At 46.3% G+C, this 15,280-nt stretch carries 17 protein-coding genes, 2 pseudogenes and 1 other annotated feature; of the genes and pseudogenes, 5 read left to right on the top strand and 14 right to left on the bottom strand.

Annotation, left to right across the window (positions count from 1 at the left end; all coding sequences use genetic code 11):
• Nucleotides 1-148 precede the first annotated feature (148 nt).
• Together lmrA and lmr(B) are read left to right on the top strand one after the other, a co-directional pair.
• Complete coding sequence (gene lmrA, locus CDO84_RS00595) at nucleotides 149-715, top strand: transcriptional regulator LmrA (RefSeq protein WP_040084272.1); 567 nt, start codon at nucleotides 149-151, stop codon at nucleotides 713-715.
• 37 nt (nucleotides 716-752) lie between these two features.
• Complete coding sequence (lmr(B), locus tag CDO84_RS00590; protein ID WP_040084274.1) at nucleotides 753-2,192, top strand: lincomycin efflux MFS transporter Lmr(B); 1,440 nt, start codon at nucleotides 753-755, stop codon at nucleotides 2,190-2,192.
• A gap of 42 nt (nucleotides 2,193-2,234) precedes the next feature.
• Here lmr(B) and CDO84_RS00585 read toward each other — a convergent pair whose 3' ends face one another.
• The gene (locus tag CDO84_RS00585) at nucleotides 2,235-3,347 is read right to left on the bottom strand and encodes an aminotransferase class V-fold PLP-dependent enzyme (protein WP_040084275.1); all 1,113 of its coding nucleotides are present in this window, start codon (nucleotides 3,345-3,347) and stop codon (nucleotides 2,235-2,237) included.
• A gap of 78 nt (nucleotides 3,348-3,425) precedes the next feature.
• Between CDO84_RS00585 and pcp the strand changes: the two genes are divergently transcribed.
• Entirely contained in the window at nucleotides 3,426-4,073 is a 648-nt protein-coding gene (pcp, locus tag CDO84_RS00580) for a pyroglutamyl-peptidase I (protein ID WP_040084276.1), read from the top strand.
• Here pcp and tatC read toward each other — a convergent pair.
• From tatC to cwlJ, 6 genes and pseudogenes are all read right to left on the bottom strand, one after another.
• The gene (gene tatC / locus CDO84_RS00575) at nucleotides 4,070-4,798 is read right to left on the bottom strand and encodes a twin-arginine translocase subunit TatC (protein ID WP_040084277.1); all 729 of its coding nucleotides are present in this window, start codon (nucleotides 4,796-4,798) and stop codon (nucleotides 4,070-4,072) included. The two genes, pcp and tatC, sit on opposite strands and share 4 nt — an antisense overlap.
• A gap of 60 nt (nucleotides 4,799-4,858) precedes the next feature.
• Nucleotides 4,859-5,071, bottom strand: coding sequence for a sec-independent protein translocase protein TatAD (gene tatAD, locus CDO84_RS00570; RefSeq protein ID WP_003223835.1), 213 nt, complete (start codon nucleotides 5,069-5,071; stop codon nucleotides 4,859-4,861).
• A gap of 12 nt (nucleotides 5,072-5,083) precedes the next feature.
• Nucleotides 5,084-6,835 (bottom strand): alkaline phosphatase PhoD, encoded by a 1,752-nt coding sequence (phoD, locus tag CDO84_RS00565; RefSeq protein ID WP_040084278.1) that lies wholly within the window; start codon nucleotides 6,833-6,835, stop codon nucleotides 5,084-5,086.
• 18 nt (nucleotides 6,836-6,853) lie between these two features.
• The gene (locus CDO84_RS00560; protein ID WP_003234785.1) at nucleotides 6,854-7,030 is read right to left on the bottom strand and encodes a hypothetical protein; all 177 of its coding nucleotides are present in this window, start codon (nucleotides 7,028-7,030) and stop codon (nucleotides 6,854-6,856) included.
• A gap of 80 nt (nucleotides 7,031-7,110) precedes the next feature.
• Nucleotides 7,111-7,801, bottom strand: a pseudogene (locus tag CDO84_RS00555) (VWA domain-containing protein).
• A gap of 91 nt (nucleotides 7,802-7,892) precedes the next feature.
• Nucleotides 7,893-8,321 (bottom strand): cell wall hydrolase CwlJ, encoded by a 429-nt coding sequence (gene cwlJ / locus CDO84_RS00550; RefSeq protein WP_014662646.1) that lies wholly within the window; start codon nucleotides 8,319-8,321, stop codon nucleotides 7,893-7,895.
• A 366-nt stretch (nucleotides 8,322-8,687) separates the two neighbouring features.
• Between cwlJ and CDO84_RS00545 the strand changes: the two genes are divergently transcribed.
• Together CDO84_RS00545 and CDO84_RS21300 are read left to right on the top strand one after the other, a co-directional pair.
• Entirely contained in the window at nucleotides 8,688-9,074 is a 387-nt protein-coding gene (locus CDO84_RS00545; protein WP_014662645.1) for a YndM family protein, read from the top strand.
• Nucleotides 9,034-9,163 (top strand): annotated as a pseudogene (locus CDO84_RS21300) (hypothetical protein); the annotation flags it as partial. The gene CDO84_RS00545 and the pseudogene CDO84_RS21300, both read left to right, overlap by 41 nt.
• On the opposite strand, the gene CDO84_RS00540 reads toward CDO84_RS21300, so the two are convergent.
• The 7 genes from CDO84_RS00540 to mphK form a co-directional block, all read right to left on the bottom strand.
• Nucleotides 9,130-9,816: an ABC transporter permease gene (locus CDO84_RS00540; RefSeq protein ID WP_080478301.1), complete on the bottom strand. Its 687-nt coding sequence runs from the start codon at nucleotides 9,814-9,816 to the stop codon at nucleotides 9,130-9,132. The pseudogene CDO84_RS21300 and the gene CDO84_RS00540 overlap by 34 nt on opposite strands.
• Before the next feature lie 18 nt (nucleotides 9,817-9,834).
• Nucleotides 9,835-10,758, bottom strand: coding sequence for an ABC transporter ATP-binding protein (locus tag CDO84_RS00535; protein ID WP_040084280.1), 924 nt, complete (start codon nucleotides 10,756-10,758; stop codon nucleotides 9,835-9,837).
• 91 nt (nucleotides 10,759-10,849) lie between these two features.
• Entirely contained in the window at nucleotides 10,850-11,785 is a 936-nt protein-coding gene (locus tag CDO84_RS00530) for a HAMP domain-containing histidine kinase (RefSeq protein ID WP_040084281.1), read from the bottom strand.
• Between the two features lies 1 nt (nucleotide 11,786).
• Nucleotides 11,787-12,467: a two-component system response regulator YcbL gene (ycbL, locus tag CDO84_RS00525; protein ID WP_080478300.1), complete on the bottom strand. Its 681-nt coding sequence runs from the start codon at nucleotides 12,465-12,467 to the stop codon at nucleotides 11,787-11,789.
• Nucleotides 12,468-12,563: 96 nt separating this feature from the next.
• Complete coding sequence (locus CDO84_RS00520; RefSeq protein ID WP_040084282.1) at nucleotides 12,564-13,502, bottom strand: DMT family transporter; 939 nt, start codon at nucleotides 13,500-13,502, stop codon at nucleotides 12,564-12,566.
• A gap of 20 nt (nucleotides 13,503-13,522) precedes the next feature.
• Nucleotides 13,523-13,684 (bottom strand): anti-TRAP regulator, encoded by a 162-nt coding sequence (gene rtpA / locus CDO84_RS00515; protein WP_003234807.1) that lies wholly within the window; start codon nucleotides 13,682-13,684, stop codon nucleotides 13,523-13,525.
• A gap of 97 nt (nucleotides 13,685-13,781) precedes the next feature.
• Nucleotides 13,782-14,029: a binding site (T-box leader), on the bottom strand.
• Nucleotides 14,030-14,085: 56 nt separating this feature from the next.
• Nucleotides 14,086-15,006: a macrolide 2'-phosphotransferase MphK gene (mphK, locus tag CDO84_RS00510; protein ID WP_040084396.1), complete on the bottom strand. Its 921-nt coding sequence runs from the start codon at nucleotides 15,004-15,006 to the stop codon at nucleotides 14,086-14,088.
• Between the last annotated feature and the right edge of the window lie 274 nt (nucleotides 15,007-15,280).

The raw sequence follows: 15,280 nt of genomic DNA, 5'->3' as shown, positions 1-15,280 counted from the left end.
CCAGTCAGCTTTTCTCTCACTTTTTTGTTGTAATATACTTCTTTTTTTGTCTTTTCATACAATGAATTTCTCTTGACAATTGATGAACGAATCAAGATAATAGACCAGTCACTATATTTTTGATTGAATTCAGTAAGGTGGGAATGTTATGAGTTATGGAGATTCCCGTGAGAAAATCCTTTCGGCAGCTACCCGGCTTTTTCAGCTGCAGGGGTATTACGGCACGGGGCTGAACCAGATTATAAAGGAAAGCGGCGCGCCTAAAGGCTCTCTTTATTACCACTTTCCCGGCGGTAAAGAACAGCTTGCGATCGAAGCCGTGAATGAGATGAAGGAGTATATCCGTCAGAAAATCGCGGGTAGCATGGAAGCCTACACCGATCCGGCGGAAGGCATTCAAGCCTTTTTGAAGGAGCTCTCCTGCCAGTTTTCATGTACGGAAGACATTGAAGGCTTGCCTGTGGGCTTGCTAGCGGCTGAGACGTCATTGAAAAGCGAACCATTGCGTGAAGCCTGCCATGAAGCCTACAAAGAATGGGCCTCTGTATATGAGGAAAAACTGCGGCAGGCTGGCTGCAGCGAGAGCCATGCAAAAGAAGCCAGCACTGTAGTTAACGCGATGATTGAAGGCGGCATTCTTTTATCTTTGACGGCAAAAAACAGTACGCCGCTCCTTCATATCTCCAGCTGCATTCCTGACCTGCTGAAGAGATAAAAAACGACATCCTACATGCAGTTGATAGAGAGGGGAAATGATTTTGGAAACAACAGCTAAAGCATCTCAGCAATACAAAGTGATGCCGATTATGATTTCCTTGCTGTTGGCCGGTTTTATCGGCATGTTCAGTGAAACAGCGCTGAATATTGCGTTAACCGACCTTATGAAGGAATTGAACATTACAGCGGCAACCGTTCAATGGTTAACGACGGGTTATCTGCTTGTACTCGGTATCCTGGTTCCTGTTTCTGGACTGCTGTTGCAGTGGTTCACAACAAGACAGCTTTTTACCGTATCACTTATCTTTTCAATTTTAGGCACATTCATTGCGGCGCTTGCGCCGAGCTTCCCGTTTTTATTGGCGGCAAGGATCGTTCAGGCACTTGGAACCGGTCTTTTACTGCCGCTGATGTTTAACACAATCTTGGTGATTTTCCCGCCTCATAAACGGGGCGCCGCAATGGGAACGATCGGGCTTGTCATTATGTTCGCGCCCGCCATCGGCCCAACTTTTTCAGGATTGGTTCTGGAGCATCTCAACTGGCACTGGATTTTCTGGATCTCTCTTCCGTTCCTTGTGCTGGCGCTTGTTTTCGGTATCGCATATATGCAGAATGTATCTGAAACGACAAAGCCGAAAATCGATGTATTGTCTATCATCCTGTCGACGATTGGCTTCGGCGGCATTGTGTTTGGATTCAGCAACGCGGGTGAAGGCTCCGGGGGATGGTCAAGCCCGACTGTTATCGTGTCGCTGATTGTCGGCGTTGTCGGCCTTATCCTATTTTCAATCCGCCAGCTGACAATGAAGCAGCCGATGATGAACCTCCGTGCGTTCAAATACCCGATGTTTATTTTGGGTGTGATCATGGTGTTCATTTGCATGATGGTCATTCTGTCATCTATGCTGCTTTTGCCGATGTACCTGCAAGGCGGCTTAGTCCTGACGGCATTTGCATCTGGTCTTGTTCTCTTGCCAGGCGGTATTTTAAATGGATTTATGTCCCCTGTTACAGGCCGCTTGTTCGATAAATACGGGCCGAAATGGCTTGTCATTCCGGGATTTGTGATTGTCACCGTTGTATTATGGTTCTTCTCAAATGTCACGACCACTTCAACGGCTGTGCTGATTATCATCCTGCACACCTGCTTGATGATCGGGATTTCTATGATCATGATGCCTGCGCAGACAAACGGTTTAAACCAACTGCCGCGCGAATTTTATCCAGACGGCACCGCCATTATGAACACGCTGCAGCAAATGGCGGGCGCTATCGGAACAGCGGTTGCGGTCAGCATTATGGCTGCGGGCCAACATGATTATATGAGCACCGTTAAAAACCCTGCCGATCCGGCAGTCATCCCGCAAGCTTTGACAGCGGGTGTGCAGCACGCGTTTGTGTTTGCGATGATTGTTGCCATTATCGGTTTAGTTGGCGCATTCTTTATGAAGCACGTTAAAGTAGACCATTAATATGAAAAGCCCCTGACCTAGTGTTCAGGGGCTTTGCTATGTTTACTTATCAATCATTTTCGCCGCGATTTCATCAATCGCGTGCTGCATTTCCTCCTTCGTATTATAAAAGTGGGGAGCGAGACGGATGACTTCGTCCCGCGGCGCGCAAATCACTTTTTTCTTCTTCAGCAATTCCGCCGTTTCCGATGCTCGCTCATCGCGTATCGCAACCATGCCTGGCTGAACCCCGCCTTGTGCTGCCGCCAGCTGCAGGCCTTTTGCAGCAGCATATTGACAAGCATCGGCACAGATCATTTTTACATGATTCCGAATATGAGAAACCCCGATATGATTCAACAGCGACAAAGCCGCTGCAGCTGCGTATACGCTAATAAAAGCTGGGGTGCCTGTTTGAAAACGACGCGCGCCTTTCGCATAAGCCGCATCAAATCCGTTCTCACGGCCAAACCAGGCTGATGCTTTCGGCTTCAGTGCGTCTGCCAGCTCCTTTCTTACATAAAGAAACGCCACACCCGGTATGCCGAGCAAATACTTCCGGGAGCCTGCCGCCAGTATATCTACGCCCCACTCCTTCACATCAATGGGAATGTGTCCCGCTGATTGATAAGCATCCACAAATAATAGAGAGCCTTTTCTCTGAGAAATCTCGGCGATCGCTTTTATATCCTGAACATAGCCGTCACGATAATGAACGTGAGGAACACACGTCAGCACTGTTTCTTCTGAAATATGCGTTTCATACTGTTCGAGCGGTATCACGCCGTCTATTGATGGAATGACGGATACGTGATAGTCGCATTGTGCCTGCCAGACATGAGACACTGCCGGAAAATCCATCTCCGTATACACAACATGTTTCTTTCTAAAAACAGATAGGGCCGATGCTACGGAAACCAGCGCATCAGAAACTGACGGCACAATCGCCACTTCATCCGGTTCAGCTCCGATCAGCTTAGCAAACTCGTTTCTCGCACTCTCTGTTTTTTCGATCGCTTCTTTCCAGTTCGTCCCCCTATGCAGCAGGCTGTCATGATAATCCTGGATCGCCCTTGATACAGGCTCTGCCAACGCGCTCTGAGAACAGCTGGCAAGCATTGTATGTGTCTGCAGGATTGGGAATAACTGGCGATACTGCTCCGGCAAATGTTCCATTATGATTCACTCCTTTACATTATTTTGATGAAAAACCCATAAATAAACAATAGAATAAAAGAAAAAGGAGATGAGTAGATGAGAAAAAAAGTGCTGATCACAGGCTTTGACCCTTTTGACAAAGAAACCGTCAATCCATCATGGGAAGCGGCGAAACGTCTTAATGGTTTCGAGACGGATGAAGCCATCATTACAGCGGAACAAATTCCAACCGTCTTTAGATCCGCTCTCGACATTCTGCGCCAAGCCATTCGAAAGCATCAGCCAGATATCGTGATTTGTGTCGGCCAAGCCGGAGGGCGGATGCAGGTCACACCGGAACGAGTGGCGATCAACCTTGCAGATGCGCGAATCCCCGATAATGAAGGACATCAGCCGATTGATGAAGAGATTTCTCCAGGAGGGCCCGCTGCTTACTGGACGGGGCTTCCCGTGAAACGAATGACTGAAAAAATGAAGGAAAACGGCATTCCGGCCGCGGTCTTCTATACAGCGGGAACCTTTGTATGCAACTATTTGTTCTACGGATTAATGGATCACATTAGCCGGACAGCTCCGCACATTCGCGGAGGGTTTATTCATATTCCTTACATTCCGGAGCAAACAACAGACAAAACAGCGCCGAGCCTCAGCCTCGACACGATTGTCCGGGCATTGAGAATCGCCGCTGTTACGGCCGCACAATATGATGAGGATGTGAAGTCACCAGGCGGTGCGCTGCACTAAGCGGCCGCCGCCGTTTCGTCCCTCAGCCTCTTTTTGTAGACAAACGCTGATAAGGTGACACTTACTTCAAACAGGACAAGAAGCGGAATCATCACAAGAAAATCAGAAATGAAATCCGGCGGTGTAATCAATATAGACACAACGATCAGCAGAAAATAGGACAGCTTTCTCGCTTTGGCCAGTCTGTAGGGATTTAAGATGCCCAGCCTTGTTAAAAACATCACCACCAAGGGCATCTCAAACAAGAAGCCGAACGGCAGGCTCAAATTCACCATAAACCTGAAGTAGCGGTCAGCCGTAAACATCGTTTCAAAATGGCCCGAGGATAAATGAGTCAAAAAGCTGAGCACGATTGGAAACAAGACAAAGTATCCGAAGGAGATGCCCGCCAAAAACAACGCAAATAAACCTGGTATGTACATGAGCGTCACCTTGCGCTCCGTTTTCGTCAGCGCCGGGGCAACGAAACGCCACAGCTGGTACGCGGCAACAGGGATAGAGGCCGCAATGGCACAAATGCCGGCAAGCATCATATACACCCAAAGAATTTCACTCGGACCAAGCACAGCCAGCTTTCCGTCCAAATCCCTGATCAGCCAGTCATAAATATCCTGTACAAATAAAAAAGCCGTGATGAGAAATAGAAGAAATGCCGCGAGGGTTATGATCATCCGGCGGCGAAGCTCTTCTAAATGCCCGATCAGATGGGTTTCTTTTTTATCCATTCAAAAAAGCCCTCCCTTTCATAAAAAAAGAGGCAGACCCGGTGTCTGCCTACTCAGCATTCAGCCCGCGTTTTTGTCCTGCTTTACCGCTGTCAGCTCAGCTGATTTCTCTTCTTTTTCATCACCAGACACAAGTGATTTTGTGGCGCTTTTAAATTCCAGCAGTGTCCGTCCGGCGGCTCGTCCGATTTCCGGCAGCTTGGAAGGGCCAAAAATAATGAGGGCGATGACGAAGATCAGAATCAAGCCCGGTATTCCAATGTTTGAAAACATAATTTTCACTCCTTAATTCGTGATTTTTGCACGCTTCTTAATCATTTGTTTCTCGTGGGCTTTGTTGTGCGCAAAGAAACGATCCTCTTCGACCTCATCGGATTGCTTCACCCCGCCTTGGATTGTTGTAGATGATACCTTTCTCAGCCCGGTTTGATCTTTCTGGTAAACGAATGAAGCCCGCGTGGAAATGGCTGCGCCCGGCTCGGTCACAAACGGCATCACCCGATAGTCGGCTTTCCACTGGTGAGGCGTCACTGTACAGCGGACATATCCGCGATAGTCGTTAAAGAACTTGATGTGCGGATTTTCTTTTAGAATTTGGTCTGTATCCGCCCGCTTATCTGCGCCGTTTCCTCCGGATGTGATCGAGGTTCCGACAAATTCGGCTCCAAATATTTTTGAACTTGTCTTCTCGAAATCGACATGCAAATTCGATGCCCAGCTTGCGTGTACATCACCTGTCAATACGACAACATTATTCAGATTTTTGCTTTTAATGAAATTGATAACCCGTTCGCGCTGAGCCGGGTAGCCGTCCCACGAATCCATGCTGTAGATCGGGCTTGCGCTTGTCCCGAAATTCCACTTGGCAAAGAAAATCTGCTGCGCCAACACATTCCAGTGAGCGGTCGAGCTGCTCAAATTGTTGAAGAGCCACTGCTCCTGTTCTTTTCCTAACAGGGTCCGATTCGGATTGCGCGATTCATCAGAAGGAGGCTTATTGCCGTCGTTATTGGCTTGGTCGTCTCTGTACTGGCGGGTATCAAGCACATTGAAGGACGCCAGGTTTCCGTACGTAAAGTGCCGGTACAGCTGCATATCTGGGCCATTCGGCAAAGAGGAAATGCGGAGCGGCATATGTTCATAGTATGCCTGGTATGCTGCCGCGCGGCGGAGCACGAATGCTTCAACCGACTGTCCTTTTTCCGGTATTTTATTGGCATAGTTGTTTTCGACTTCATGATCATCCCATGTCACAACCCAAGGGAACGCAGCATGTGCTGCTTTAAGATTGGCATCAGAGCGGTATTGGGCGTGACGGTTCCGATAGTCTTGCAGCGTATAGATTTCCGCGCTGTTGTGCGTGCGGACATTGCCCGTTTTTGATACATACTCATTCGGCCCGTATTCATATATGTAATCACCGAGATGGAAGACAAGATCAAGCTTTTCCTTCGCCATATGCTTGTAGGCCGTATAATATCCGTGCTCATATTGCTGGCAGGAAGCAAAGGCAAAGGTCATTTGCGGCACATTAGCGCCAGGGGCAGGCAGTGTTTTTGTTTTTCCGACAGGGCTTAGTTCATGTCCGGTTTTGAAACGGTAATAGTACACTTTGTTCGGCTCAAGCCCGTCCGCTTCCACATGAACGGAATGGGCAAGACTCGGTTTAGCCATTTCAGTGCCTTTTCTTACGATTTTGCGGAAATGCTCATCCTTTGCAACCTCCCATTTGACAGGCACCGCTTGCTTCGGCATTCCCCCGCCATTCAGCGGATCTGGTGCCAGGCGCGTCCAGAGCACGACACTGTCAGAAAGCGGATCACCTGACGCTACCCCTAATGTAAACGGATAGCTTGAGAATTTAGGCGCAGCATTTACTTCAAAGGCCCCAACCGACTGGGCAATGGTTAATCCAAGAGAAAGTCCTGCAATCTTTCCCGCTCCTTGAATAAATTTGCGGCGGTCAAACGTATTGTTTTGAAAGCTTTCCTCTTTCAGTTTCTGTACCCATTCATCAAAACGACTGTCGTATGCCATTCAAGATCCCCTCTCTTCTCATTGATCGTCTCCATTATAGGAAATCATTGTTAAACGACTGTGAAGAAGTGTGAACCGATTGTAAGCGCTGAACATCAAAAACAGGTCTTCCCTCACAAGCCTGCCGCTGAAACATGCCGAAAGCTGGCTGAATGACGCGTTTTCTGCATATCCTGTCGTTTGCAAGCCGCCCATTCGGCCTATTTTTCTTCACATGATCTTAAAAAAAACAAAAACACCGAGCTATTTCGCAGAATGGCTCAGTGCCTTATCAGTTATTTCGAAAACAACCTGCTGAAAAAGCCCTTCTTTTTCGGGTTTTCAGCAGAGGGCTCTTGATCTCTTACAATTCCTTTTTCCTTCGCTTCTTTCAGCCAAAATGGAAATTCAGCAGGGCAGAGCATCATAAAGCTCCTCATCAGAAATGCGGTCAATTTCTTCGATATACAGGAAGTTCGTGTTACCAACGACACGCCCTTCTAGCGTATGGAGTTTATTGAGAAAATCAATTTTCCAATGCCGCCAAACTGCCAGAACACCGTTTTATCAAAGGAGGCTTCAATAATTGGTTTGATTGACTTTTTACAGCCTCCGTCATTGATAAAAACAATGAAAGCGGGATACGAGCTCGGTTCCTCCGCAACATATTTGCGCAACATGTCCTTCATGACCGGCGGCTCATCATTTCTGCCGAATTTATGCAAGCGGTCATTATTTTAAATTCCACGCTCGACATAGCCCGAAAAATCCTTTTCTGAAACTGGCTTTTATCGGGAATATTCATTATCATACACACATACATCCAGCAACTCATCAAACTGATCAGCCACTGCCAAATTCCGCTCCACCACATGTTGAACCGTCCCGTTATATCAAGAACCAGTCCGACACGAGCCATCACCTTCGTTATTTGCTTTTTTCCAGTACGATCATTACACTTTTCTTTTGCAGGTCGATTGTTACCATTCTGTCATCTCCGTCAGTTCTTTTCACAGGAATATTTTCCATTGCATTTCTTCAAAGAAAAACACCGTTCAATTTGAACGGTGTCCTGTCTCTAAAATGTGTTATATACATTTTCACACGTCTCCGCCGTCGGCTGATAAAAGCAGTGTGACTTAAACCTGGCCACAAACGGCTGGTTATACCACTGGGCGGGACAGTTTCCCTCCGGCCTGAAGTACCATAAACTAAATTTTGCAGGCCAGCGCCTTTCACCATTAATCGACCGGCGTGCAAGGGCACGCTCGCTATCTCGCGCCCTTTGATAAAAATATCCATGAGTCACAGCCTCAAACGCGTGTGGCTGATAAATCATCTGCCTGATGGTGCGGAGGCCTTTAAAATCTGAGCAATTCGCCCGCAGCCGATTAATTCCAACATTGCCGACAAGCAGCATCCCCTGCTTGCCTTCGCCTTCCGCTTCCGCTCTGAGCAGCCTTGCCATCAAATCGACATCCGCACTCGTTGCTCTCACGACCGCCATCACGTCACCTCCCCTTGATCTCTTTTCATCATATTTCATTACTTCAGAAGTGATGACGGAGGGACAGGAGAAGTTTTTAAATTAATTCATCTAAAAACACCAAACATTTTGTTTGCTGCAAAGAAAAATGGGCGGTTGGCCGTCAAGGCAGCGTCTGGTGCGAGACGGCCGCCGCAATTTCCGCTGACGTATGGGCGCTGGCCCCCCTCTCCCAGCAATTTTTGCACCCGCCTCCGAAAAGCATAAACATCAGCATCACTGTGATCTCCTCCTATATATGGATCCGAAAAAGTACGAAATAAGGTTTAAGTTTTTACATTTGAGGAATTATACATAACAAATCAACTGACAAAAGGAGGAAATGCAATGACACATGTGAAAGCGCTCGCGATTAAAGGTATTATGACGATTATTGTGTTGTATCTGGTGCTTGGTCTGGGCTTTGGTTTCACGTTTGGAGATACGCTGTTAATGACGATAGTGTTAGGGGTTATTTCTTATTTGCTTGGGGATCTGTATGTATTGCCGAGATGGAATAATATGATTGCAACTTTGGCTGATTTTGGCTTGGCCTTTCTCGTGATCTGGCTGATGGGCATGCCGCTCTCCCTGGGGATGACTGGCGGTGAAGTTGCGTTGGCGGCTTTATTCGGCGCGATCGCCATGGCAATCGGTGAATATTGCTTCCATTTCTATATGATGAGCAAAGAGATTGGCAAGAAGCATTATCTTGAAACAAGAACAGACTCATAATAGAAAGGCCGGCGCTGACAGCATCGGCCTTTTGTGATTTTGCGGGCGCGTTATTTCAAGCATCCTGTTTGTCTACATTCCTGATCGCCAAACAGGAAAAAATGAAACCGAGGGCTGCTAGAAATAATGGGATATACACAACAGATGAAATTGAGAAGCCCGGACTTGTTTGACTAGTGAGTGTTACAATCACTATAGACGAAATGATGGTTGCTGGAACGGAGTGTTTACGCATCCCAAAAAAGATGGGAACTAAACTCGTTCCAGCGGCGCCAAAAGTGAAAACCGCCATTTTTACCGCCTGCTGAGAAATGATTTCAGAAGTTAACTCACCTGGTGTAAAATGGTATATCGAGTTCAACCCAAAGAAAACTGCGGCTATGAGTATATTCGAAAGTAAAATCGTGATAAACGTCAGTCCGGCCGCGATCATGAGCTTAGCTGTAAGCAGTTTTTTACGGCTGATCGGGTACGTGAACATCACAAGAATGGTTTTGTTTTTATATTCCGAAATCACCAATTTTGCGATCAGCACTGCGCCAAAAATGATAAATACTGATCTGACAAAGGTGCCGATGATGAGAAACGCTTCCTCCATGCTTTGGAACGAAACCCCGCCATCAGCTTTTTCGGAATAACTGATCAGCCATAAAAAGCCCATAATAATCAGGTTGGCAATGAGGGCGCCTCTGACATACCAGCCTATTTTCATTTTTCTTAATTCAATTCTGATCAAATTCAGCAACGTGTCTCTCCTCCTTTACGCACTGATGCTATTGCCGTTGATCAAGTTGATAAAATAATCCTCCAGCGACGTATACTTTTTGTTCATTGATTCAATGTCTACATCATTCAAAATCAACGCTTTGGATATGTCAGACTGAGAGGCTTCAGCCTCGTAAATTCGAATCGTTTTCTCATTTAAGATTTTAAAGTTCGTTAAATGCAGCTCTTTCTCAAGCACAAAGCAGGCCTTTGTCTGATTCGATGTAACAAGCTCAATGTATTCAGTGTTCTGGCCTCTGACATCCTCCATTGATACCTCTTCAATCAGTCTGCCGTCCCGAATGACGCCAATCGTGTCCGCAATTTGTTCGATTTCACTCAGCAAGTGGCTTGAGATCAACAGTGTCATCCCGTATTCTTTGCTCAGCACTTGAAACAATTGCCTGATTTTTTTAATGCCGAGAGGATCAAGCCCATTCACCGGCTCATCCAGAATAAGCAGATCCGGCTTTGTGAGGATGGCACGCGCAATTCCAAGGCGCTGCTTCATTCCGAGCGAAAAGGTTTTGACGTGCTGCTCGTTGGTTTGTTTTAAATTCACCATATCCAGCACTTCTTGAATGGCTTTTTTATTGTGGTATCCCATGTATTCACAATGCAGCTCTAAATTTTCTTCAGCTGTCAGGTTTTCATAAAAAATCGGATATTCAATCATGCTGCCGATGTTCCCCAGCACCTCATATGACGTGTGGGTGAGCTTATTCCCAAGGATGCTGATTTCACCGCTTGTCGGTTTAACAAGGCTAGTCAGCATTTTCATAATAGTTGTTTTCCCCGCGCCGTTCGGGCCGAGGAAGCCATAGATTTCACCTTTTTTAATATGCATGCTGACATCGGATACAACCTCTTTGCCCTGATACGTTTTGGTCAGTCCGTTTGTTTGTACGATATAAGTCAAATTTGTTTCTCCTTCCCTCTCTTTTCCTGTTTTCTATTGTAGCGGCGAGCCCTGTCATTTTTATTTCTCAAACCTTACGAAATTCTTACGTTTAAAATGTCATGCGTTTCAATGTGATCGTAAATGCAGTCCGTTCGTACGGCTTGCTTTTGACAGATATAGCGCCCCCCATTTTTTCTGTAAGCCGCTTTGTGATGGTTAAACCGAGACCACTTCCTTGAAATGCTTTATTTCTGGATTCTTCAAGTGTGTACAGCCTTTCAAACACCCGCTGCTGATCGGTTTCACTTATCCCTTTTCCGCGATCCCATATGGTGATGGCAATGTTCGTCTCATCATATGACAGCGTCAGTCCGATTAACTTGCCGGCCGCGCCATACTGAATCGCATTTGACAATAGGTTTTGCAGGATTCTGTCCAGAGCCTCTTCATTCGCCTGCGCATACACCGGCGTATCCGGGATATCAATGGCTGCACGAAAGCCTTTAGACTGAACTGCGTCATAATAATGCAGGATATTGCGTTTGCATATGTCGTTCATATGCACTTTGGTGATTGGGATGTCTTTATCTTCAGATTCTAATTTCGCTAAATCAAAAAAGGAATTGATCATCTGAATGAGTTCATTTGTTTTCTGGCGGAGCTTCCCCAGCAATCTTTCCCGCTCTTCGTCTGGCATGTTCGGATCACTTTGGATGGTTTCGATATAACCGAGAATGACCGTTAACGGCGTTTTCAGGTCGTGCGACATATTGGTCAGCATTCGCTTCATGGAATGCTCTGTTTTCGCAAACCGGGCACTGATCTGCTGACGATTCTCAAGGAAAAGATTGATGTTAACAAGCAAGTCTTTGAGCGCTTGATCGTCTGTAGGAAGCAAAATTCGCCCCGCCGAATCCTGCCTGAGCATGGAGCCAAGCTGTTCTGCCATATATGCCAAATTCCCGTCTCGCTTCTTTTTCATTATGAATTGAATCACATTCAGGCACGCCAGAACGATGACGGCGGCCATCCATAGCACTGTCATTCTAAAACTCTCCTAATTTATAACCGATGCCCCATAGCGTTTTAATATATTGAGGGGAGGAGGGGTCATCTTCAATCTTTTCTCTAAGCCGCCGCATATGTACGTTAATAATGTTTTGATCGCCAAAATACTCTTCATTCCAGACAGAACGGTAGATTTGTTCTTTCGTAAACACTTTTTTAGGATTTGCCGCAAATAGACACAGCAGCTGCCATTCTGTTGATGTCAGCTGAAGCGGTTCTCCATTTTTCATAACTGAGACATTGTCTATATCGATCGCAAGCTGGTGAATCCGGATCACCTTATTCTCAGCCGGTTCCTCTGCTGAATATTGCGTCGCCCTTCGTATCGCGGCTTTTACTCTTGCTGTCAGCTCAATCATCGAAAACGGTTTGGCGATATAATCATCCGCCCCAAAACCCAATCCCAATGCCTTGTCAACCTCTCCGTCTTTTGCCGAAATCATTAAGACCGGTATATTGCTTCTTTCCCGGATGATTTTCAGAAAATCCATGCCGTTCAGCTTCGGGAGCATGATATCGAGGAGGATTAAATCGTATGAACTCTGCTGAAACAGCCGGATGCCCTCTTCTCCGTCGAAAGCATGTACAATCCGAAAGCCTTCTTTAGTTAAATAATGATCCACCATTTCACTGATTGAGTGGTCGTCTTCCACAAGCAATATGCTCTGCATCTTCTCACCTAACCTTTACAAAATCAAAAAACACACACGTAATTACACTTATTGTAATTGAAAAACGTGTGTGTTTTATAAAAATTATTCATTTTTTCCTGTTTTCAGCTTCTTGTATTCCATCACCGTAATGACAAAGAATACGGCACCACACCCGATGGCTTGAATAAGCCGAAGCCGTTCACCAAGAAATAAAGCCCCATAGAAAATCGTCAGGACAGGCCCTGCCATTGAAATGACGGCAGCTCGCTGTGCTCCTATTCGTTTTATGCCTTCAAGCATCAGCACAAATGGAATCACAGTAGTCGCGACTGCGATTAACACAAACAAACCATAGACAGCAGGCGGATATGCTGCTATTGGTGTATTCAGACCGATTGTCGATTTGATGCCAATGTAAAGCATCATGGCCGCTCCGGCAGCTGTCATCCCGTACGCATTAAGACGGATGCCTCCGATTTGATGGACGAGCCGCCCGGAAAGAACAAGATAACCAGCATAGACGGCCGAGGATAACAAAATGAATGCAGATCCAATCATATTTGCCTGAAAGAGCTCAGTATCCCATCCGCCAAGCGCAAAGAAAAGGCCAAACATGACCGCCAGCACTGTGAAAAGGTCCTGAACTGTAACCATATTCCGATCACGACACGCTGTAAATAGGATTACAAATATCGGACAGCTCATAAGCAATATACGCTCAACCATTGCGGATACATGGTTCAGCCCGATAAAATCAAGCAAGGGAGACAGAAAAAAACAAAACACGCCCGCGACACAGGCCTTCACTAGGTCTCCTTTTTTATTGCCGTCTGGCATTGAAGGACGGTAAAACAAGAAAATCAGCCAAAACAGCGGAACAGCAAACAGCTGTCTGTATAACAACACCGCGTCTGGCTCAGCACCCATTTGATAGGCCCATTTAATCCAAATTGACTTAGACGCAAAACAAACCGTTCCGATCAGCAAAAAAATTGTACCTGAAGCGGCCTCGCGAAACTTCCTCTTCTCTTCTTTTCTCATCTCAGCTCAGCTATTCTCCTTTACTTATTCAAATGCTTTTGGATAAAATCCAGAAGCGTATATCCTTGGGCAGTCAGAATAACACCTTTCCCGCTGCAGGCCGGGCATGGTGTTCCTTCAATTTCTCCCGCTCTTTCACATTTAGGACATGCGACCTCAAGATCATCAGTTGCAATGACCATTTGACATCCTCCTTTCCTATTCATCTGCTATGCACCACCAGCCATCGTCCATTGGCCGTCACCTCCTTTAAGAAACACAAAAAAACCCCCATCCTATGCAAAGGACGAGGGTCTCGCGGTACCACCTTTATTAACAGCTATACAGCCGTTCACTCTAAGTACAGAAAACCTATGTTTCAATACTCCTCTCTTAGTAACGGGGAGAGAAACCCGGCATCGCCTACTATCCGTTCAGCAAAGCAATTCAGAAGCCCATTCGGCATCAGGGGAGGATCGGTTCACACCTGCCACCGACTCTCTGAACCTCCATTCTGATGCGTACTTACTCTTCCTCACGATTGTTGTTCCGTTCTATTATTTGTAAAGTTTATAATACTTGGTTCATGAAATGAAGTCAATTCTTAATCCGATGTTACACCGAGTGCTTCAAGCGCCATATGAACGTGCTCCTCCTGCTGTGTTTGCAGAGCGAGCTTGGCGATTTCCAGCGGATACGCCGCCTGCATCTCTGAAATGTGCTCCTGCATTTTTGCCCATATTCGGCCGCCTGCTCGATCATAGTGTTCAAGTAAACGGGCAGTTTCTTTTTCCCCAAAAATGGTTTGATAAAGAACAAAATCCTTGGCTGGATCGGCAACCTTCGCTTCTGTCCAATCCAGAAGCCCTGTGACACGTTCATTTTGGTCGATAAGAATATGCGGCGGGTGGAGATCGCCGTGTATCAGTGCAGAAAAACCAGGCCAGTATGCATCATCATTTATCCACGTTTGCCATCTTTCCCAAAGCTGACTAGATACACCAAGCTTATTTTTCACATCAACCATAGAGTCTGCTGTCATTTGCCTGAAATCTTCTGGCTTTATCACTTCTATTCCCGATTGTCCGGCAGCTGTTTGATTTGTGTCATGTAATTCTGCCAGTATGCCGGCAAGTGTATGAACAAAATCGTCTGATGGTGGCTGATGATTCATGTTCCATACATATTGTTTCTGTTCCAAATCAATTTCAGCCGCCGGCGTTCCTTTTAACATTGGGTAAGCGATCAATTCCGGTGTGTGAATTCTCCAATCCGGCACATCAGCTGTCAGATTCGCGCGGAGAAAGGCAAGCGTTTTGCCTTCCGCAGATGCTCTTTCCACAACATCACTGCGACGCGGCTTTCGCAGCACCCATTGCATACCTGTATCGTCCTCGGCAAATACGACTTGAAAGTCCATTCCGGTTTCATTCAATTGCGCGTTCTTTGAATGAACCGTCAAACCTTGGCTGCGTGCAAACCCGACAATCTCTGTAATTAGCTGTTTTTCGGTAAGGTTTGTCATCCCCATTTCCCCTTTCTCATGCTCCGGCCTGAAGTAGAGAGAAGGGATATTGAAGGTACAAAAAAAGAAGGCAGGCATCGCCACCCTCTTTTTTGATAACCATATAAGGGCTCATACATAGGCGGATTCATCCCGATTCTCCCTCATTCAGGCGAGAATTGTTCACTATTGAATTCGTGTCACTCGGAATCTAATGAATGCCATGCTGTAACCCCTCCGTTTCCTAGACGTTAATTGCATTTTACAGCATATTCCATCTCTTCGCTATAAAAAA

Source organism: Bacillus sp. MD-5 (assembly GCF_002201875.1).
Lineage (GTDB): Bacteria > Bacillota > Bacilli > Bacillales > Bacillaceae > Bacillus > Bacillus stercoris.
The sequence above is the reverse complement of the archived record's forward strand: the minus strand, read 5'-3'. Positions and strand labels throughout refer to the sequence as shown.